Annotated in this window: 20 protein-coding genes; 8 read left to right on the top strand and 12 right to left on the bottom strand. The window is 41.5% G+C overall.

All coding sequences use genetic code 11. The annotated features are described in order from the left end of the window. Positions 1–213 precede the first annotated feature (213 nt). The 9 genes from P1X15_RS23390 to P1X15_RS23350 all read right to left on the bottom strand — a co-directional run bounded on the left by P1X15_RS23390 (position 214) and on the right by P1X15_RS23350 (position 8,761). On the bottom strand, positions 214–684 hold the full coding sequence (locus P1X15_RS23390; protein ID WP_277340564.1) for a MarR family winged helix-turn-helix transcriptional regulator: 471 nt from the start codon (positions 682–684) through the stop codon (positions 214–216). Between the two features lie 125 nt (positions 685–809). Further along, positions 810–1,511, bottom strand: a complete 702-nt coding sequence (locus tag P1X15_RS23385; RefSeq protein WP_277340563.1) for a DUF2306 domain-containing protein — start codon at positions 1,509–1,511, stop codon at positions 810–812. Between the two features lie 148 nt (positions 1,512–1,659). Then, positions 1,660–2,733 carry an aminotransferase class I/II-fold pyridoxal phosphate-dependent enzyme gene (locus P1X15_RS23380; RefSeq protein WP_277340562.1) on the bottom strand — a complete coding sequence of 358 codons (1,074 nt, stop codon included), beginning with the start codon at positions 2,731–2,733 and terminating at the stop codon, positions 1,660–1,662. Between the two features lie 14 nt (positions 2,734–2,747). Then, positions 2,748–3,767, bottom strand: a complete 1,020-nt coding sequence (locus tag P1X15_RS23375; protein WP_277340561.1) for a dipeptide epimerase — start codon at positions 3,765–3,767, stop codon at positions 2,748–2,750. Positions 3,768–3,831: 64 nt separating this feature from the next. After that, the gene (locus tag P1X15_RS23370; protein WP_277340560.1) at positions 3,832–4,521 is read right to left on the bottom strand and encodes a DUF6089 family protein; all 690 of its coding nucleotides are present in this window, start codon (positions 4,519–4,521) and stop codon (positions 3,832–3,834) included. A gap of 29 nt (positions 4,522–4,550) precedes the next feature. After that, the gene (locus P1X15_RS23365) at positions 4,551–5,534 is read right to left on the bottom strand and encodes a hypothetical protein (protein WP_277340559.1); all 984 of its coding nucleotides are present in this window, start codon (positions 5,532–5,534) and stop codon (positions 4,551–4,553) included. An 87-nt stretch (positions 5,535–5,621) separates the two neighbouring features. After that, positions 5,622–6,497, bottom strand: a complete 876-nt coding sequence (locus tag P1X15_RS23360) for an NAD kinase (RefSeq protein ID WP_277340558.1) — start codon at positions 6,495–6,497, stop codon at positions 5,622–5,624. Positions 6,498–6,671: 174 nt separating this feature from the next. After that, a complete protein-coding gene (locus P1X15_RS23355) occupies positions 6,672–7,340 on the bottom strand; it encodes a CBS domain-containing protein (RefSeq protein WP_277340557.1) in 669 nt (222 codons plus the stop codon). A 152-nt stretch (positions 7,341–7,492) separates the two neighbouring features. Continuing rightward, on the bottom strand, positions 7,493–8,761 hold the full coding sequence (locus tag P1X15_RS23350; RefSeq protein WP_277340556.1) for an OmpA family protein: 1,269 nt from the start codon (positions 8,759–8,761) through the stop codon (positions 7,493–7,495). A 177-nt stretch (positions 8,762–8,938) separates the two neighbouring features. Between P1X15_RS23350 and P1X15_RS23345 the strand changes: the two genes are divergently transcribed. The 3 genes from P1X15_RS23345 to P1X15_RS23335 are packed head-to-tail and all read left to right on the top strand — an operon-like array spanning position 8,939 to position 11,243. Next, positions 8,939–9,196, top strand: a complete 258-nt coding sequence (locus P1X15_RS23345; RefSeq protein ID WP_028663960.1) for an autorepressor SdpR family transcription factor — start codon at positions 8,939–8,941, stop codon at positions 9,194–9,196. Continuing rightward, on the top strand, positions 9,193–9,840 hold the full coding sequence (locus P1X15_RS23340; protein WP_277340555.1) for an SdpI family protein: 648 nt from the start codon (positions 9,193–9,195) through the stop codon (positions 9,838–9,840). The genes P1X15_RS23345 and P1X15_RS23340 overlap by 4 nt, the downstream gene beginning before the upstream one ends. Before the next feature lie 26 nt (positions 9,841–9,866). Next, the gene (locus P1X15_RS23335) at positions 9,867–11,243 is read left to right on the top strand and encodes a S9 family peptidase (protein ID WP_277340554.1); all 1,377 of its coding nucleotides are present in this window, start codon (positions 9,867–9,869) and stop codon (positions 11,241–11,243) included. Positions 11,244–11,246: 3 nt separating this feature from the next. Here P1X15_RS23335 and P1X15_RS23330 read toward each other — a convergent pair whose 3' ends face one another. Next, positions 11,247–11,873, bottom strand: coding sequence for a LysE family translocator (locus tag P1X15_RS23330; protein ID WP_277340553.1), 627 nt, complete (start codon positions 11,871–11,873; stop codon positions 11,247–11,249). A 23-nt stretch (positions 11,874–11,896) separates the two neighbouring features. Then, entirely contained in the window at positions 11,897–12,454 is a 558-nt protein-coding gene (locus P1X15_RS23325) for an NUDIX hydrolase (protein ID WP_277340552.1), read from the bottom strand. 71 nt (positions 12,455–12,525) lie between these two features. On the opposite strand from P1X15_RS23325, the gene P1X15_RS23320 reads away from it, so the two are divergent. The 3 genes from P1X15_RS23320 to P1X15_RS23310 all read left to right on the top strand — a co-directional run bounded on the left by P1X15_RS23320 (position 12,526) and on the right by P1X15_RS23310 (position 16,650). Beyond that, positions 12,526–13,521 (top strand): cation diffusion facilitator family transporter, encoded by a 996-nt coding sequence (locus P1X15_RS23320; protein ID WP_277340551.1) that lies wholly within the window; start codon positions 12,526–12,528, stop codon positions 13,519–13,521. Between the two features lie 168 nt (positions 13,522–13,689). Further along, positions 13,690–15,597, top strand: coding sequence for an amidophosphoribosyltransferase (locus P1X15_RS23315; protein WP_277340550.1), 1,908 nt, complete (start codon positions 13,690–13,692; stop codon positions 15,595–15,597). A gap of 129 nt (positions 15,598–15,726) precedes the next feature. Then, positions 15,727–16,650: a sugar phosphate isomerase/epimerase gene (locus P1X15_RS23310; RefSeq protein WP_277340549.1), complete on the top strand. Its 924-nt coding sequence runs from the start codon at positions 15,727–15,729 to the stop codon at positions 16,648–16,650. Positions 16,651–16,653: 3 nt separating this feature from the next. Here P1X15_RS23310 and P1X15_RS23305 read toward each other — a convergent pair whose 3' ends face one another. Next, positions 16,654–17,073 carry a hypothetical protein gene (locus tag P1X15_RS23305; RefSeq protein ID WP_277340548.1) on the bottom strand — a complete coding sequence of 140 codons (420 nt, stop codon included), beginning with the start codon at positions 17,071–17,073 and terminating at the stop codon, positions 16,654–16,656. Between the two features lie 175 nt (positions 17,074–17,248). On the opposite strand from P1X15_RS23305, the gene P1X15_RS23300 reads away from it, so the two are divergent. After that, entirely contained in the window at positions 17,249–18,847 is a 1,599-nt protein-coding gene (locus P1X15_RS23300) for a sensor histidine kinase (RefSeq protein WP_277340547.1), read from the top strand. A gap of 113 nt (positions 18,848–18,960) precedes the next feature. Further along, complete coding sequence (locus tag P1X15_RS23295; RefSeq protein WP_277340546.1) at positions 18,961–19,650, top strand: LytTR family DNA-binding domain-containing protein; 690 nt, start codon at positions 18,961–18,963, stop codon at positions 19,648–19,650. Positions 19,651–19,732 lie beyond the last annotated feature (82 nt).

Below are 19,732 nucleotides of genomic sequence, written 5' to 3'. Positions count from 1 at the left end.
CAAAGAAAAAAACTTTTAGAAACTCAAAAATAGTGCTGCGCGGCACTTTCTAGTTTGGTACTTTTTTTAGAAAAAATTGTTTTTACTATTTCTTTTAAAATAAGTATTACAAATGTAAAAGCAGCAGTTGTGGTAGGCTATTGAAATAGTGCGAACTGGGAGAAAAAGCGGACAAAAGGGAAGAATCAGGGTATAAAAAAGAAAAAGAAGAGTTTAAAACTCTTCTTGTATCTGTGGCTCCGCTTTGATTTTGTTGTTTTCTTCATCTACAAGTCGGTTAATTTCTTTGATAACTTCAAAAAATATAACCAATTTTTCGAGGGGGATTTGCTCTCGCAACATAGTATTGAAGGAAATGACTCCTTCGCGAGCCATATCACGCTTTACCCGACCCTCTTCGGTCAAAAACACTTTCACAAAACGTTTGTCATTTTCGTCAATTTCGCGCCTAATCCAACCTTTTTCTTCGAGGGTTTTAAGGGTACGGGTGAGGCTGCGAGGTTCCATCCCAATCGAAGGGCCAATCTTAGTAGCAGGAGTACCGGTTTCGGTATCAATATTTAGGAGTACATACCCGATAGCCATCGTCATCCCATAGCGACGCGAAGCGTAGGTGTTGTACATGCGTGAAATAGCATGCCATGCCCATTTGATGTGAAAGTCAACAGTTTTTTCTTTACGCATTGCCTATATTGGATGTCAAATGATATGTCTTAAAGTTAATAAAAATATACTATTTAGCTTCAAGAAAGTTGACATATATCAACTAGGCAAATATAGTTTTTAATCTTGATATGTTTATATAGCGTTTAAGTAGTTGATACTTTACGCTTTGATAAATATTGACGTATCACTCTGCCAATGATCATACCACCAATCATCCCCGGCATAATCCAAGTAGCGATATACACACTACTAGGTGCATCAGGAAAAACATAGCGGACATTGACCAACGCAAAAGCCGTAAATGTAGCAATATAAGAACCACCCATGCGCTCAATATGAATAAAAAACCACTCTTTGGGGCCATATTTGGCAGAGGAGGGTTGGAGGTATTTCCGAAAATCATAACGGGCACTTGAGCCACTAAAAACCCCGAATACAATGAATAGAATACCCATCATATTAACAGTTTCGTGTGTAAGACTTTGAAAAAGTAAGCTAATACCATACATAAGCATGGCTAGAGCAGTAAGAGCCATAAGTCCTGAAATACCCCAATCATACCAACGGGTAGGAGCTCCGTTGCGTTGTGTTAGGGATCTTTTACCCGTAAAACATAAGTAAAAACTAAAAATAGCAATGCCTGTTAAAAACAAACGCCCGTCGTTGAGAGGGGAAATGACTACCAAAAGCAACGCTGTGATAGCCACAACGACCATAGACCAGTAATAGATGAGGCCGGTGACGTTGTGTAGACGTCCTCCTTTTTTTGAAAACATAGGGATAAGTCCTACAGTAAGTGCTACAAAACCAATGAATACGTGTGCGAAGATGAGAAAAGGTTTCATGTCTGTAAAGGTTTAAAATGATGAACCAAATCTCGTGAACAGTGAAGTATAAAACAGAGGATTTCAGATGAATCTACACCAGTGAAGAGTCAGAAATCAGAAGAAGAGGTTGAAGTGGTAAGACAAAAGAGGGTTTTATAAACTTATTTTATAAATATCTAACCGCAAATTCATGACAAGCACTACTTAGCTTAGCTATATCTTCGGTGGTATGCCATGCACTGAGTACAATACGAGTATTGGCTTTGTCGGTGGGTTTGGGATAGGAAAAACTATAAATGAGAATGTTTTTCTCTAGTAAAAAAGCATACAGCTCGTCGTGGGGCGTATAAAAAACGGGGTAGTTGTCTGTAAATGGAAAAAGAGAGAGCGACGTTACCGACGATGAAAATTGTTGAAGATTTTGCTGTAACTGAAGATAGGCCGATTCGTATAAAGAATCTGAATGAAGGTAAGCATATAAATTGGTAGGAGCGATAGGAGAACAGCCGCCAAAATAAGCCGAATGACGAATGTGTTGGATACTATCTATATCAGAAAAAATAATTCCTCCTGCTAAACCCATACCTTTGGCCAAAGAGGCAGTTACGATTATGCGAAGATGGTTAAGTTTTGGCAACCTCCCCCAAATCCCATTTCCCTTTGCTCCACTGACTCCAAGCCCATGTGAATCGTCTACCACCACTACAATTTCATGTGTATTTGGAAGGGATTTGAGCCATTCAAAATCGTAGGCTTTACCCCGTAAAGCATCTACAGAATTGGTGACAATCGCCACTTTTGAACTTGAAATAGTTGCCAATATTTGAGTAATAGACTGACTCCACTCTTCAAAAGAAAGCGTAGAAATTTCGACTTGGGGTAAATGCCAAACCGCAGGATGAGCATCGGGTGAATACACAAAAGTGTAGCCTTCGAGCATTAATTGCCGAATTACCGCTTGCCCAGCCAACATGCCCGAAGACAAGGTAAGTGCCTTAGGTGCTCCTACCCATGTAGCGAGCTTTGCTTCTGCTTCTTCATAAATACCTAGCTGTAAGTTACCGTTGCGAGAGCTACCGTATACATTTCCATAATCATCCACTCCATCTTTGATAAGTGCTTGAAAGTGGGGGTTTTGGGGGAGACCTAAATAAGAGGTGCCACTGAAATAGAGGTATTCTTTCCCCTCAAGTAAAATAGTGCGATTGGGAAGGTGTGTTGTTTGATAAAAGTGGTTCACGTTCAGAGTTTTGCCTATATGATAGTTTTTAAAGAAGCTCCTGTACCATTTTCGTTGGCAAAGATTATTTTGCCATTGTCAAAAGTGACTCCCGTGGCGGGGTCGTTGGCGATGAGTAATGTACCATCCATGTCTACATAGTCTAACAGTGGTAATAAATGTGCAATCGCCGAAATTCCCACGCTGCTTTCATTCATACACCCTACCATTGTTTGCATTCCGAGTCTTTTGGCTTCTGCTAGCATTCGACGGGCAGGAGTGAGTCCCCCGCATTTGGTAAGTTTTACGTTTACTCCATGAAAATACCCTTCACATTTTGCTACGTCGCTTTCTACAATACAACTTTCATCAGCAATGCACGGTAATGCACTTTTAAGATATACTTCTTTCATCCCCTCCCAATCATGCGCAGGAAGTGGTTGTTCAATAAATTCTACCCCCCATTTTTTGAGTTCAAAACTATATTCTATGGCTTGAGGGGCATTCCACGCACAATTGGCATCCACTCTGAAAACCGCATCTGTGTGCTTTCGTAGTTCTTTGATAATCTCCAAATCATGAGCGGTACCAAGTTTTATTTTATAAAGCGGCCAAGGAAATTCGTTCATTTTGGCAATCATCTTTTCAATACTGTCTATCCCAATGGTATAATCGGTAATGGGTAGCGATTCTCCCGAAAGCCCCCATGCATCGTATAATTTTTTTCCTTGTTTTTTTGCCCACAAATCATGAGCCGCTTCATCAAGTGCGCATTGTGCAAAGGGGTTATCTAGCAAAAAGGGATGAGTAGTTTCCCATAATTGTTCGGGAGATGATAGCGAATGATTTTCGATAAGCTCGCGGATATTTTCTAGGGCACTTATCATGCTATCAATAGTAATCCCATAATACTTGTTGGACGTAGCTTCTCCAAACCCACTGAAGGCGCCATCTTTTAGTTCAACAATAAGAGTAGGCTGTGAATCGCGCGAGTCGTGAGCGATAGTGAAAGTATGACGAAGGCGTAAGTCGAATTGATGAAAGAAAAGTTGCATAGCAATAATATAAAAAGCCTACCGAAAGATAGGCTAAAAGGTCAAATACAAACTTAGTATTATTTTAATCAGTCGAAAAGCCAGGGGGGCAAATGATGGAGTAAAAAGTATAACTTATCGTAATCGACGTGTAATAATACATGTCTTTGGTGGTTGGATTGCCTAGCTGAGTTTTTTGCGATAGAGGAACATTACTCCCCAAATCATCTAAGTAGTCTGTAAACAGCTTACGAGTTCCAAACTCAAACTCTAGGCTCCAGGGACGTTTAAATTCCCATTTGATACCTGCTCCAAAAGGAATATTGAGCTGGGTAGTTTTATAATCACTTGTTTTGGTACGAGGTTTGAATTTGTAAAAGCCCAATCCTCCAAATAAGTAAGGGGTCCAATTTTTGGCCTTTCTTTTCTGACTATAATTTAAAAAATTATACTCCGTAATCAGACTTCCTTCGGTAATACGGGATCTAAAAGAAGCATTACGCGCTTGATTGAAAGGATCTGCTGAGCGGCTGTCTTTTGCACCAGTGATACCCAATGTCCCGCCTGCTCTCAGCGATACCGAGGGGCTGATGTTGTAACGAAAAAAGGCGTGCCCACCTGGCAAATAATTTTGTACATTAAAAGCAGGTGATAGGTCCCCTTTGTAGTTAAACCCGCCTAAACCAGCACCTATATTGATACGTTGAGCGATTGTTCCTAAAGAAAAGGCTCCCCACAGGAAGCCAATAAAGAGGATTTTTATGCTATACTTCACGGTTTTATCTCGTCTCTTTTGAATGATTATCAACGAATAGGAGGACACTTTATTTTACTTGGAATTACGTAACTGACCGTGATACTCGACAAAAGGTATTGATCTTTGCGAGAAGAACTGCCTCTATAATCACCTTGTTGATACCCACCTAAAGGTTCGGCAAAAGGATCGACTGAAGGATCAGCATTGGGTTGAGTAATTCTCCTCACCATTTCAGTACGATCTTTGCCGGTACGTGCTGATACACGCTCTAAGGTACGATTTGACATGGCGCGAGCCAAATCGTTTTTGAGGACATTAGGATCTGGATATAAACCGCCCACATCATCAAGATAATCAGAACCACTGAAGCGAAACCCGCCTTCGAAACTGATATTCCAACGTTCGTTGTACTTCCAGCTGAACCCCACTCCTAGAGGAATCGCATACGTGACCAATGAATAAGGCTTGGCATAGCCAGGCTGTCCTTGTCCTTCGGTACCTAATGGTTGGAGGGCCACCCACTCATTATTAAAAGGTGCTTCGTTGGGGCTTTTGGCTTTGGGGTTATGCGCCAAAACAGCGATACCGCCAAACAAATAAGGAGTAAAAGTAGCACGTCGATTAGGGCTACGGCCATCTCCTCTGAATTTATAGATACCCACCAAACTCAACTCTTTGACATCATTGCGAAAATGTAAGTTGCGTACATAAAAACTAGGATGTGGCTCTCCTCCTCGATTGTAGTATTCGTCATCTCCCGCAATACGTGCCCACGTAAGACCTAGCCTAGCCGCCAAATGAGGTGTAAAATGCCTTGTGTAGCCAGCATTTACATTCCAACGCATCATCTTGAACACTGTTCTGACGGGAGTGCGGTAAGGAGCAAGTTCACCCATGTAACTAGAAGTACCGAGTCCAAAATTGACCGTGGAGTATTGCTCAAAGAGATTTCGCCGACGGCGTTGGGCTTCGGAAGTGTACGTCAATAGTAGCGTGACCAACACAGAACCTAAAAATACTTTGAATTTCATTCGCTTTACTGATTGATGCGTGACTTTTGCTTTCAACGCATAAATGAACACATTTATTGAATACCCTTACAAAAATTGCGCCGAGAATTAATTTCGGGCATCCAAACCCCAATGTAGTTTTGTGCGTAATGTCTCCACGAAGTTGTCTTGGTTGAGTTTGACCAGACGGGCATTGAAATTTTCTCTTTTTACCATCAAGGTCACAGTTTCGTCTACGATTCGGAAGCGAGAATCAAGAGATACCAAAAAATTGTTACTACGACTTTCTACCCTAAAACTTAATTTACTAGCATCTGGGATAATCATGGGACGCACGTTGAGATTGTGAGGGCTAATAGGGGTGATAATGAAAACGTTGTTGGTCGGTAATACCACCGGCCCTCCGCAGCTTAATGAATAGCCTGTAGAACCTGTAGGAGTGGATACAATCAGGCCATCAGACCAATAGGAGTTTAAAAATTCGCCATCTAGATATGCATGAACGGTAATCATCGACGACGTATCAGTTTTGGTAATGGTAAAGTCATTGAGGGCAAAATTGTAATCTTCAAACAAATCTGCGCTTGAATGCAGGCTCACAAGAGTGCGATCTTCGATTTGAAACTGTTGATCAAAAAAAGATGCAAGGGCTTTTTGTATACTAGCGGGTGATACGGTAGCCAAAAAACCCAACCGCCCTGTATTAAAGCCCAGAATAGGAATTTGACGAGAACGAGCCTGCATGACGCATTCAAGCAAAGTACCATCTCCCCCAATACTAAAGATAAAATCAGTGTCAGGCGCTCCGTGCGGATGGAGGTAGGTTTTTTCAGAATAGGAGTTAATACCTACGCTTTGTAGAAATGAATAAAAAGAAGACGAAATCGAAACTTCGACCTGCTTTTGATGGAGGGTATCAAACAGGGTTTGTACAAAAGGTGCCGTCTCTAAGGCAAAATTGCGTCCATGAATGGCGATTTTCATCTGTATCGCTTCGGGGATAGATTTGGACGCAAAGGTATGATATTACTCTTTCAAACAATGCGTTTGAGCACAATCTCCCTCCAAAAGACTCTTTAGAATAGATATTGGGTCCTAAAATTATAAAATTAAAGACCTTATTGCGTTTTGTCAGAAAAGAAAAAGCGCCTTGAGTGGTTAGGTTTCTAAATATCTCATCAGTAAATCCAATCGATGGCGATCTGGACTATCGAAAGGAGTACTTCCAAATACGTTTTCGACGGTGTACCCAAAACGTTCGAGTGTAGCTACTACTGCCGAAACTTCGGAGTGATTGAGCTTAAGGGTTAGGGTAGCTTGGTCGAGAGCACCGTATTCTGAACCAGAAAAATAAGTGCTTATAATTTTAGTATTGTTTGATTCAACAAGTCTGCTAATGTCGGTCAGTGAGTAGTCTCGATTTGCCATTTTCAAAACTATAATCGCCCCTGTCTCTTGACTGCCGAGTAGCGTAGCAAACTTAGCCATCATATCACTGACCAGAATAGTACCTGCGTATAGATTGTCTTCGTCCAAAACGGGTACTGTATCGAGCTGATAGCGATTTGCAATTCCTATCACTTCATAGATGTGCTGAAATAGATTGGCATGGATAGGATTAGGAGGTAAGTTTAGCTCCGAAAGTGTTTGTGTATCGTCAAGAAGGTTTAACAAAGTATCCTCACTTAGCAAGCCTTTGTAGATTTCATCATCTACTAAAGCGAGCTGTCTTGTACCGTATTCGTCCATTAAGTCAACGGCTTGCCCTACTGAGTCAAATGGTCTCAGTATCGGGGTGGTAGGGTTGATGAGTTCTTCGGCAAGCATGGGTGATAAGTGTTTTTTGTGAAAACTTAGAAAAGTTATTTAAAGTTTCCAAAATTATGGAGTGAATTCTTTGATATTAAGCGCATTTTAAATTTCGAATTACAAAAATCGTGCCTTGTGCCTAGGAAAAATCTATTTTGAAATTACAAAAACTACATTTTGATAATGATAAATTCTACACGTCGATTGCGTTGGCGTTCACTTTCTGAATTGCCTTTCGTGACGGGTCGTGTAGGACCTAAGCCTCGCGCTTCTACGCGGCTCGAATCGATTCCTTTGTCCACCAAATATTTTTTGACGGCATTGGCACGATTTTGGGAAAGTTCCACATTTTTGTCAAAATCACCAAGATTGTCAGTGTGCCCTTCTACTCTGATTTCCATATTAGGGTTTTCCTTCATCAATACCAACAAATTGTTGAGCTCAGAGGAAGAGGCAGGAAGAAGGTCATATTTTGCGACATCAAAATAAATATTGTTGAGTGTAATCGCTTCGCCTACCGCAATTGGAGTCAGCAAAATATCGTTACTTATTTCTTGGCCTGCTTTGGTTTGGGTTAAATCAAAGGCTCCATTGGCCGGAAAATACCCCTTGGCCGACGTAGAATAGGCATACTTGTTGCCAGCATCTAAGCTGATTTTGAATTTCCCTGAACTTGCCGATAGTTGCATTGAGTCTAGCCCATTGTTTTCACTTGGAACTATATAGCTGATTTTAGCGGCAATCGGAGCTTTAGTTTTGGCATCTATGATGCTGCCTTTTACTGTCACTAAAGCTGGGGCGGGAGTTTCAACAACAGGCGGCGCGGGATTAGTTTGTGGTTTTTCTACCACTACAGGTGGTTCTTCCTTTTTAGTTTCGGGTTGGGGTTTGGGTGTGGCAGGAGGGGGCGTTTTTGGGTTTCGGATATGAATTCCATAAAAATTCCAAAACTGCTGAGAGCCACGGTCATCCCCTTCAAACATATCAAAAACCTCAATACCGGGGTCGAGTCGTCGAAAATAAACCCTAAATTTTACTTCCATACCTGGTTTGACCACCAAAGTATCGGGACTAATAGGTATCCCTTCAGCTCTTACAAACCGAAATTTTTTGGTGGCATCCCCAGGTTTGTAGAGGCGACTGCGTGGGTCAATATGAATCCATTCAGTAGAAGTGCCTCGTTCCATCAAACCCCTAAACTCAGGAAAAACTTTGTAAAGTTCTTCCATATCTCGGCCACCTCGGCGATTAGAAATACTGCGCGTATTTTTATAGGTGAAGTGCATAATGGTATAACTATCAGTGAGTTCTACTTTGGTGATAGTTACATAAGCCTGAGATTGCCGCTCTACATAAGGACTAAGAGTCGTGATTTTTTGGGAAAAAGCCTCAACGACCATCAGGCAAGAAATGGCAAATGAATATAAGATTCGTTTCATGGTCAAAAGGAGTAGTTACTCTCTCGCCCCAATAACGCCCTTAGGAAGTGATTAGTGCGAGCAGTTTGTTAAAAATAGTTAATAATCGGCCGTTCAACATTCCTTTTGACCAATTACCTAAAAAATATTTAATTTTTCAAATCAATATTTAGATATTTGTCTAAATACTTAAATGAGATGAATACACTTTTTCGGGCATTAAACGACCCAACCCGCCGCCAAATCCTAGAAATACTGCGTGAGGGAGACCTCACTGCTGGCGAGATTGCCGAACGCTTTGAGATGACTAAACCTAGTATTTCGCATCATCTGGATTTGCTCAAACAAGCGGCGTTAGTGGTAGCCGACAAACGTGGGCAGTTTATTTATTATAGCCTCAATACTACCGTTTTAGATGAATTAATGTCTTGGATTTTTAACCTTAAACAATCATGAAAAAGAACATTGCCCTTTGGACTTGGGGTGTAATTGCTGCCCCTATGATGTATTTGGCTTTTGTCTGGAATCAGCTGCCAGATATAGTCCCGACTCATTTTAGCCCTAGTGGCGAGCCTGATGGATTTGGGTCAAAATGGACGTTAATGATTTTGAGTGCGATTTCGATTGGGATGTATTTTTTTATGAAATACGTACCCAAAATCGATCCGCGCCTTGATCAAGCTCAGCTTTCGGAGCACTATCCTAAGCTTATATTACTTATTTTAACTTTTTTGAGTGCGGTTCATGTGTTGGTGATTCGGTCGGCTATCCAAAGAGTAACCGACGAATTGTTCGTTAATTTGGTGTTTGTGGGGGTGTTTTTACTGTTGGCTGGAATCGGCAATTATCTCAACAATATCAAATCAAATTATTTTGTAGGAATACGTACCCCTTGGACTTTAGAGAGCGAGTCGGTTTGGCGCAAAACCCATCAAATGGGCGCTCGTCTATTTTTTGCCATAGGTATTGTAGGGGCGTTGGTGGTGGTATGGCTGCCTGAAGTCTGGAAAATTGTCTGGACAGTAGGTCTTACAATGGTAACTACGTTTGGTTTGTTGATTTATTCGTATGTGGTATACCGCCAAGAGAAAAGTAATTAAACTTGATTCATTCAAATGTCGTACTCATGAACGCTAAATTCAAATATTGTTTATTCCTAATAACATTTTTAGTGAGTTGGTCGGCCTCTTCTCAAGGGCTATACGAAGGAACCCTAACTACGCTGAAAGTGGGGTTAGAACTTAATCCTGCTACTGGAAAGGCCCTTCTTTATATTCCTGAGCAGGGGGTGTTTGCGCATGATATTCAGAATCCTATTTTTCGAAATGATAGTTTGATTGCTGATTTAAAAGCTTTTAATACAGTATTGACAGGAAAAATAAGCGACAGCAATTTTGACGGAAGCTGGAAACAAAATGGATATGGAATGCCCTTGAAACTTCAAAAAGTGTCCAATTTATCTTTTCTAAGGCGTCCTCAGCATCCTGCTCCTCCTTATCCCTATGCGGTAGAAGATGTGAAATTTACTAATGTTGACAAGTCGATTACGTTTGGCGGAACTTTTACTTACCCTCCTAGCAATCATCCCTCAACTACGGTGATTTTGATAAGTGGGTCGGGGCAGCAAGACCGCGACGAAACCCTCTTTGGCCATAAACCTTTTTGGGTAATCGCCGATCATCTAAGTCGCAACGGTTTTGCGGTCTTGCGGGTAGATGACAGGGGGGTAGGGCAGACCACAGGCAGAGTAGGTACTTCGGCTGATTATGCCCAAGATGTACTTGCTGCTATGGCCTACCTCAATACTCGTAAAGAAGTGAATCCTCGAAAAATAGGCTTGATAGGACATAGTGAAGGCGGAATTATTGCTCCTATGGCAGCCGTGGCTTCAAAGCAGGTGGCTTTTATGGTGTCGTTGGCGGGGGTTGGAGTCAAAGGATATGATTTATTGCTCCAACAAAACGATGATATGTTGAAAAAAACAGGAGTGGGAGAGGCTTTTAGGGAACATTATCGGTCGCTCAATTCGGCCTTGTATGATGTAATACTTCGTAATTCTTTAGAAAATGACCTCAAAGATAGCTTGCAAATCGCTTTCGATAATTGGCTCCAAAAACAACCCGACGCAGTGCTAGGGCAAATAGGATTTAAGAGCGAAATAGGTAAAAAATCAGTAACTCGACAATTTGACACGCTCAACTCCAAATGGTATCGTTATTTTTTAAAATACGACCCACAGCCTGTTTTGACCCAGCTCAAAATTCCAGTATTGGCACTCAATGGCGGCAGTGATTTGCAAGTGTCGGCCAAAGAAAACTTAGCAGGGTTTGAGAAAGGGTTGGAAGCTGCGGGCAACAAAAACTTTAAAATAGTAGCGCTGGCCGGGCTCAATCACCTTTTTCAGAAATGTCAAAAATGCACCGTTGCCGAATATGGCCTTTTGGAAGAAACCTTTTCGACGGAAGCATTAGACCTCATTACTGATTGGCTAAAAAAGCAGTAGAATCTATTTCAGAAACCCGTCCCATAGTAGCTTGAGTGCCACTGCTATAAACACTAAACCTGTAGCGATATTGATATAATGAATCACTTTGACCGTAATCATTCGGCGGAGGCGATGGGCATAAATAGCAAGCGCAGATTCGGTACCGCCTACTCCTATGAGACTCATTCCAAAAAACAAAATCATTTCGCTCAGGTCGTAGCGGCCTTTGGTACGGAGATAAGTAGCAATGGCTGCCCACGACATAAAATTGACGGGATTGAGGGCGTTGAGGGCAACACCTTTAAAAAAATACTTAAGATGAGAGCGGCGACGACTACGGTCGTCACTGTGAGGTTTGGGCTCTAAAGAGGGGATTTTAAAGAAGTTTTTGATACCTAATATTACCAAAAAAACAATGCCTATGGCACTAACCCATTTATCAAAATGGTTGATTTGAGGTAAAAAAGAGGTTCCAAAAATGGCGGTAAATATAAAAAAAGCATCGCTTGCTACTACTCCCAAGGCGATTTGGACGCCGCTACGGTAGCCTCGTTCGATGCTAGTTTGAATCAATGCAAAAAAAACAGTCCCAAAAGTAAGACATAACAAAATCCCAGTAATGAGACCATATAAAGCGGCTAAAAACATGCTATCGGTTTATCATTAAAACATTAAATTCCTCTCAAACGGGCTACTTTTAGCAAACCCATGACGCTCAACGAATCGGTGATTTCGGAGCGCATCACCATCTCAATGGCTTCTTGGAGAGGGATACGAGCTACATGGAGCTGCTCGGTGTCTTCGGGCTGTTGTTGGGCTTGGGTGAGGTCTTCGGCTATATACAAAAAACCTTCTTCATCGCCTACGGAATTGGAAAGGTGTACACGGGCGATTTTGGTCCATTTAGCCGCCACTAAGCCCGTTTCTTCCAACAACTCGCGTTTGGCACCTTCGAGCGGGTCTTCATTCATGGGTCCCCCTCCTTCGGGGATTTCCCACGAGTATTCTTCTAAGGGATATCGATATTGGCCTACCAAATAAGTATAACCTTCATCGTCGATAGGGATTACGCCAATGGCTTTATTTTTATAATGAACCACACCATAAATCCCGGGCCCACCACTAGGATTGAGCACTTCTTCGTGTCGGACTTGAATCCATTTGTTGTCATATACTACATTGGAAGTCAGGGTTTTCCAAGGATTGGTATGGTCAAAAGGTAATGACATAATCGTAAAAATGAGTAATTGCTTCTAAATAACTTCGTAACTTTGGGCTTCATCACCCCACTTGAAAAGCTGTGCAAGTTAGCCAAAAATCTAAATTTCGTTGGATAATCGTTTCCCTTACTTTAAGTATTGTTTTGATGGTGATTAAGTTTGGCGCTTATTATCTGACTCATTCCAACGCCATATTGAGTGATGCTTTAGAATCTATTATCAACGTTATTGCTAGTGGTTTTGCTTTTTATAGTATCTATCTTTCATCTCAACCCAAAGACCACGATCATCCCTATGGTCACGGCAAAATTGAATATTTTTCTTCGGGTTTTGAAGGGGCTTTGATTATCATTGCGGGCGTTTGGATTGCGGTCGAAGCCATCCAACATTTTATTCATCCCGAGCCTATTCAGCACTTAGATTGGGGTGTTTGGCTTATTTTGTTGACCGTGATTCTTAATGGTGGCGTGGGATATTATCTCCAAAAAGTAGGTAAGCAGACCCGCTCAGAAGCACTGATTGCGGATGGTAAACACCTCATGACCGACAGCGTGAGTAGTGTCTTGATTTTGGTAGGATTAGGACTTTTGATGCTTACTGGGCTTCAGTGGATAGATAGTGCTGCTTCGCTTGTATTGTCGATGATTATATTTTATAATGGATTTAAGCTTATAAGGCGGTCGGCGGCAGCCCTCATGGACGAAACAGACCCCGAATTGATGGAGCACATAGTAGAGCTAATCAAAGATCACAAAAAGGAGTATTGGATAGATGTACACAATATGCGTATTCAGAAATATGGTTCTGATTTACATATCGATTGCCACTTGACATTGCCTTATTATTGGGATTTAAAACAGGTACATGAGGCTGTTCACGAATTTGAAGATGCACTCGAAGCTGATGCTGAAGGAAATGTAGAGCTTTTTATTCACGCCGATCCTTGCTTACCAGCTTGCTGTAAGTATTGCCGGGTGGCAGAGTGCCATGTGCGTACCAAGGCATTCAAAAAGGACATTGATTGGAGCATTCACAACCTTGCCAAAAATCAGAAGCACTTTGTGGAGGCAGAGTAGGATATAGGGTTTTATTTAATTTTTTTAATAAACTTTTTATAGTTTAATAAGTTGTAATACAGGTGTTTAATGTTTTGGTTGTAAACTTTCTTAAAATTTAACATGAAGTTTTGGAATCGGATTTCTTAACTTTGTGTTAACAAATCGTCACACACTTCATACTCCCTGATGAGCGACGTCATAAAGCACGAATGCGGTATAGCCCTCATTCGACTCCGCAAGCCGTTTCAATATTATATTGACAAATACGGCACACCCCTCTACGCAGTTTATAAGTTGCACACTTTGATGGAAAAGCAAGTAAACCGAGGCCAAGATGGCGCGGGTGTTGCCAACATCAAGCTGGAAGTCCCGCCCGGACACCGCTATATCAGTCGGTATCGGTCGGTTGATCAGCAACCTGTGGCAGAGATTTTCAAGAAGGTTCAGAAGAAATTCAAAAAAGCCTTCAAAGAACTCAAAGGCGATGACAAAGATCTTCGCTACGACGCCAAGTGGCTACAAGAAAACGTCGCCTTTACGGGTGAGGTTTGGCTGGGGCACTTGCGCTACGGTACACACGGTGCCAACGAAATCGAAAACTGCCATCCGATGTTGCGCCAAAATAGCTGGCGTAGTCGCAATCTAGTGGTGGCCGGAAATTTCAATATGACCAATGTTGATTCACTTTTCGACAAGTTGGTGTCATTAGGTCAACACCCCAAAGACCGTGTAGATACAGTCACGGTAATGGAAAAAATCGGGCATTTCTTGGATGAAGAAAACCAACGTGTTTTTGATCGTTTCAAAGGAATTTACGAAAACCCAGATTTGTCGGATGTCATTGAAGACAATATGGATATGGTACGCGTACTTCACCGCTCTTGCCGCGATTTTGATGGCGGATTTGCGATGTGTGGTATGACAGGCTCAGGACAGGCTTTTGTGGTAAGAGACCCTTCGGGTATTCGTCCGGCGTATTATTATGCCGATGATGAAGTGGTTGTAGTGGCTTCCGAAAAACCTGCCATCAAAGCGGCTTTTAATGCCAATTATGCTGATATTAAGGAGATTAATCCTGGTCATGCCCTTATCATTGACAAATATGGTGAGTATGACCAACATCAAATCCTCAAACCACTCGAAAAACGTTCGTGTAGTTTTGAGCGTATTTATTTCTCCCGTGCTTCTGACCCTGATATTTATCATGAGCGCAAAATGCTCGGTAAATTGTTGATTCCTCAAATTTTGGAGGAAGTAGATTACGATCTTGAAAACACTGTTTTTTCGTATATCCCCAACACCGCCGAAACCGCATTTTTTGGGCTTATCGAAGGCTTGGAAGATTATTTGGCCAAGCAGCGTAAAAGTGCAATACTCAACCGAGACCTTTCTCCCGAAGAATTGGAAAAGGTGCTTTCTTTTAGACCTCGTATCGAAAAACTAGTGTCGAAAGATGTAAAGCAACGGACGTTTATTACCAACGACGACGCTCGGGAAGAAATGGTATCGCATGTGTATGATATGACATACGAGGTAGTCAGAAAAGGAGTGGATACGATTGTGGTAGTAGATGATTCTATCGTAAGAGGTACTACTCTAGAGAAAAGTATCTTACGCTTGCTCGACCGACTTGGGCCTAAAAAAATCGTGATTGTGTCTTCGGCTCCCCAAATTCGCTACCCCGATTGCTATGGTATCGATATGTCGAAAGTCAAAGATTTTGTGGCGTTTAGAGCGGCCTTACAGCTTCTCAAAGAGAGTGGTTTGGACAATCTTCGCGATGAAGTTTATGCTCAATGTGTAGCTTCGTTGGAAACGGGCAATGCTACTCAACAAAATTTTGTGAAGGCATTGTTTGATCGTTTTACTCCTGAAGAAGTATCCCGAAAAGTAGCGGAGATAGTACGCCCTAAAGATTTGAAGGCCGAGCTATCTGTTATTTTCCAAACAGTCGAAAACCTCCATGAAGCTTGTCCCAATCACAGTGGAGATTGGTATTTTACGGGCAATTATCCCACTCCTGGTGGCAATAGAGTAGTAAACAAAGCCTACGTTAACTTCTACGAAGGTAGAGGTATTGTAAGAGCTTATTGATAAAAAACGTTTTTCTTTAATCCAGCTAAAAGTCAAAGCTTTAGCTGGATTTTTTTGTGCTTATATACCAGGGAATTGGTTATAAATCAATGTTTGGGCGCTTATACAATAGGTCTCAAATGTATCTTTATGAAATCAATTTCACGTCGTGATTTTTTACAATCTTCGGGTATGATTATGGGGGCAGCTCTATTGCCTTCTATGAAGTGGAAAGGGCAAGCACTGCGGCTAGGTGGCCCTATTTTTCTCAAAACAGAAGACCCCGTCGAACTAGCTAAAGAACATCGGAGATTGGGATACAGTGCGGCCTATGTACCCAAAGTCGAATTGAAAGATACCGACCGGATAGCGGCCTTGCGTAAGGCATTTGCCGCCGAAAATGTGATAATAGCCGAAGTGGGAGCATGGGTGAATATGCTGGATACCGATGCTCAAAAAAGAAAGAAAAATCTCGATTATGTGACCGAACGCTTAGCTTTGGCCGAAGAGATTGGCGCTTTGACTTGTATCGATATCGCGGGTTCGTTCAATCCCAAAAGCTGGGATGGTCCTGATGCTCGCAATCTCAGTAAAGAATTTTTTGATGTTACGGTCGAAAACTGCCGTAAGATAATAGATGCCGTCAAGCCCAAAACGGCTAAGTTTTCTTTAGAAATGATGGGATGGAGTTTGCCCAACGACGCCGATTCGTGCTTGCAATTTATCAAAGCCATTGATCGGTCTGCTTTTGCTGCCCACGTGGATATTGCCAATATTATCAATTCTCCCGAGCGTTTTTACAACAATACGGCCCTTATCAACGATACTTTCAAAAAACTCGGAAAGTGGATTGTATCATGTCATGCCAAAGACGTAGTAGGAAAAGATGTGCATTTTGCCGAGACCATGCCCGGTCGTGGTGGAATGGACTATGTGGCGTACTTGCGTAACGTAACTGCGCTCCCGCGTCAGGTACCCTTGATGCTTGAACACCTACGTACCCCCGAAGAGTACGACGAAGCACGAGGGTATGTGATGAAAGTGGCCAAAGAAACTCAAATTCCACTTGCTTGATTTTTAGGGGACACGCTCAAATTTGCTTCTTGCTCCGATTTTACATACATCCAAAATGAAAGAATCGTCGGTGAGCGCAATATCCCATACATCACAACCAACACAATCTACTAAAAAACAGGTTGGATTCACAGGTAAGTTTTCCTGTGGGCTGATTTGGTAATTTTCTCCGTTGATACTAAGAGAGATAGGGCCACAGCAAACAGGAAGGCCGTCTTCTTGTAAAATGACTCCGTCAAAGCGAAAGGAAATGATGTAGGATTGCTTGCCAGCATTGCGCCATATTTTCTGCCCGTTTTCGAGGTACTCATTAGCTACCAAACGCCACTTTCCTACTAGAGGCTCCAAAATAGGAGCTGGAATGTTTTTTTCTTTACAACTAAGGGTCACTACAAAAATCAAAAAGTAAAAAATTGTTTTCATATCATGACGCGTTTTTGTGGCTATACGAGAGAATTTATTTAATAAGACGCTTTGGATGAATATTTCGTTGTAAATCATCCCATTTTTTGAGGGATTCGTCACAGATTTTCCATATCGCCTGGCCTTTCGGGTATTTTTGGATTGTCTAACCTAAAGATAGCCTTTTTTTGTTACTATGATTACACTCTCCCGCTTTCGTCAAATTGAGTTTTGGTTTATCACCTCGCTCGCCCTTTTATTTTTGATTATTCTGATTGCCGACAACTACAGTCATTATGCTCAAATATTAGTGCGTATCGACCGCTTGGAAGAAGACCGTATCTTTTTACGGTACAATTGGTGGCAAAATGGCTGCTGGCCCTTAATCAGCGTTTTTCTTACTACCTATGGCTGTTGGTATGTGCTAAACAATGTCATTTTTCCTCGTTTTTGGCCTCAAAAACCATTTCATTTATTGGCTTTTTGGGGGCTGTTAGGTGTTTTTTTGATGACTGGCATTTGGAATTACTTGTATTTTAGCAAAGAACTGGCATTGCGGCAAGATAGTAATTATCATACTATTGGGGCTAAAGTGGTATCTAATTATAGATTGTTGTACGTGGTTGTGAAGACCGTGGCTTTTTTTGCGATATTATCCGTTTATACCATTTTATCACAAATGTATCAGTGGACTTTACAACTATCGAATGACCAAAAAAGCCCACAAACCAAAGTCATGGAAGAGGGAAGTTGGTTGGCGATTTTGGGCTTTTGGGTGGTGTTGGCCTTTGGGTTTTTACGAAATAACGGCGGACAGGCAGTACTATTGCTTTGGATTCAAGGGGCTTTTATTCATGCGTATTTGTTTCATAATCAATTGATAGAATGGCCTTTTCGCACCAAGCGGACAGATCTCAGACCTAAGCAAATTTTTGTTTTGGTAGTTAGCTTGGTGAGTAGTTTTGGCGCGCTTATTTTTTCCCAATTCTTCAATATTTTGAATGGCTATCGTCGAATTTATTATTTCTTGTATTCAGTAAGAGCCGATGATTTGTTTGCATTTTGGTCTATATCGTTGGCAGGGGCTGTGGTGGTGACGATTGTTCGGCAGTTGTTGATAAAACCCCTAGAAGTAAACTTGAGCCGCAATCAAGCCGAACTTTCGGCGCTACGGGCGCAGATTAATCCTCATTTTTTGTTTAACGCCATGAATACGCTGTATGCGACGGCTATCGAAGAAAAAGCCGAAAAAACGTCGTTAGGAATTCAGCAATTGGCCGATATGATGCGGTTTATGATGCACGAAAACAACCAAGACCAAATCGACATTAGGCAAGAAGTACAATACCTGCGAAACTATATTGATTTGCAGCGACTTAGAATTTCGGAGTCAGATAAATTTGAACTTAAAATTGATCTGGATGATTCGCTTTGCTTGAAGTCAGTAGCGCCTATGATGATGATTCCGTTTGTTGAAAATGCTTTCAAACATGGCATAAGCTTACGTAATCAATCTTGGATTTTTATAAAGCTAAATTGTGATAATGAGAGCTTGCACTTCAAAGTTCATAATAGCCTACATCCTCGCCACGACCAAGACCCCGAGAAGCATTCATCGGGGATTGGGCTAGTCAATGTCAAAAAAAGATTAGAGTTGCTTTATCCTCATACCCATCAGCTTTTGATTCATCAGACCGAAAAAGAGTTTTCGGTGCATTTGGTGATTGATTTTCGAGGAAAAAGAAAGCGAAAAAAACTAGATTCTGTGTTAGTTAAGTATGATGAAATGACTTGATAGTATGGATAACCACGCTTTTCTGAGAGCGTGTTTATTTTTATATTTAAGTAAATTTATTCGTTTTAAGGGTACTTTGTTCCTCTGTTTTTATACTATTGAAAGAAAAATGTATGATTGCTATTGCTATTGATGATGAGCCAAAAGCGTTGGATATTATGCGGGTTTTTGCCGAAAAAGTCCCTTTCCTTGATTTGAAAGCTACCTTTCAAGATGCGTTTGAGGCATTAGATTTTCTCCAAAAAGAGCCCGTTGATCTCTTGTTTTTGGACATAAAGATGCCCGATATTTCTGGTTTGGAATTTTTGAGGGCCCTTCCTAACCCTCCCTTGGTGATTTTTACAACGGCTTATGCCGAGCACGCTGTTCAGAGTTATGATTTTGACGCGGTCGATTATTTACTCAAACCTTTTGCCATAAGTCGATTCTTGAAAGCCTGCACCAAAGCCCATGAAGCTTTTAAGGTGAAAGAATTAACTATCTCCGCTTTCACGCCGGCTTCTGAGAGTATTTTTGTTAAAAATGGATACGAACAAGTCAGGGTAATGCTGGAGGATATTTTGTATCTGGAGGCAGGCGGGAATTATGTATTGTTTGTAACAAAACAACAAAAAATAGCTTCTCGCATGACCATGAGCGAAGCAGAGGCCATGCTTGCGCCCGAGCGGTTTGTGAGGATTCATCGCTCGTATATTGTAGCCAAAGATAAGATAGAGCGGTTTGACCGCTACGAAGTAAGGGTAAATGGACAACTCATCCCTATTGGAGCTAATTATGGGCCTTTGCAATTGGCGAAAATTTAAAAAAACATACCGACTTACACGGAGCATGGCGGGTATTTTTAGTCCTGCCATGCTTTTTTTATTATTATTGCAAAAAATCAAA

The organism is Runella sp. MFBS21 (assembly GCF_029433105.1).
Taxonomy (GTDB): domain Bacteria; phylum Bacteroidota; class Bacteroidia; order Cytophagales; family Spirosomataceae; genus Runella.
The sequence above is the reverse complement of the archived record's forward strand: the minus strand, read 5'-3'. Positions and strand labels throughout refer to the sequence as shown.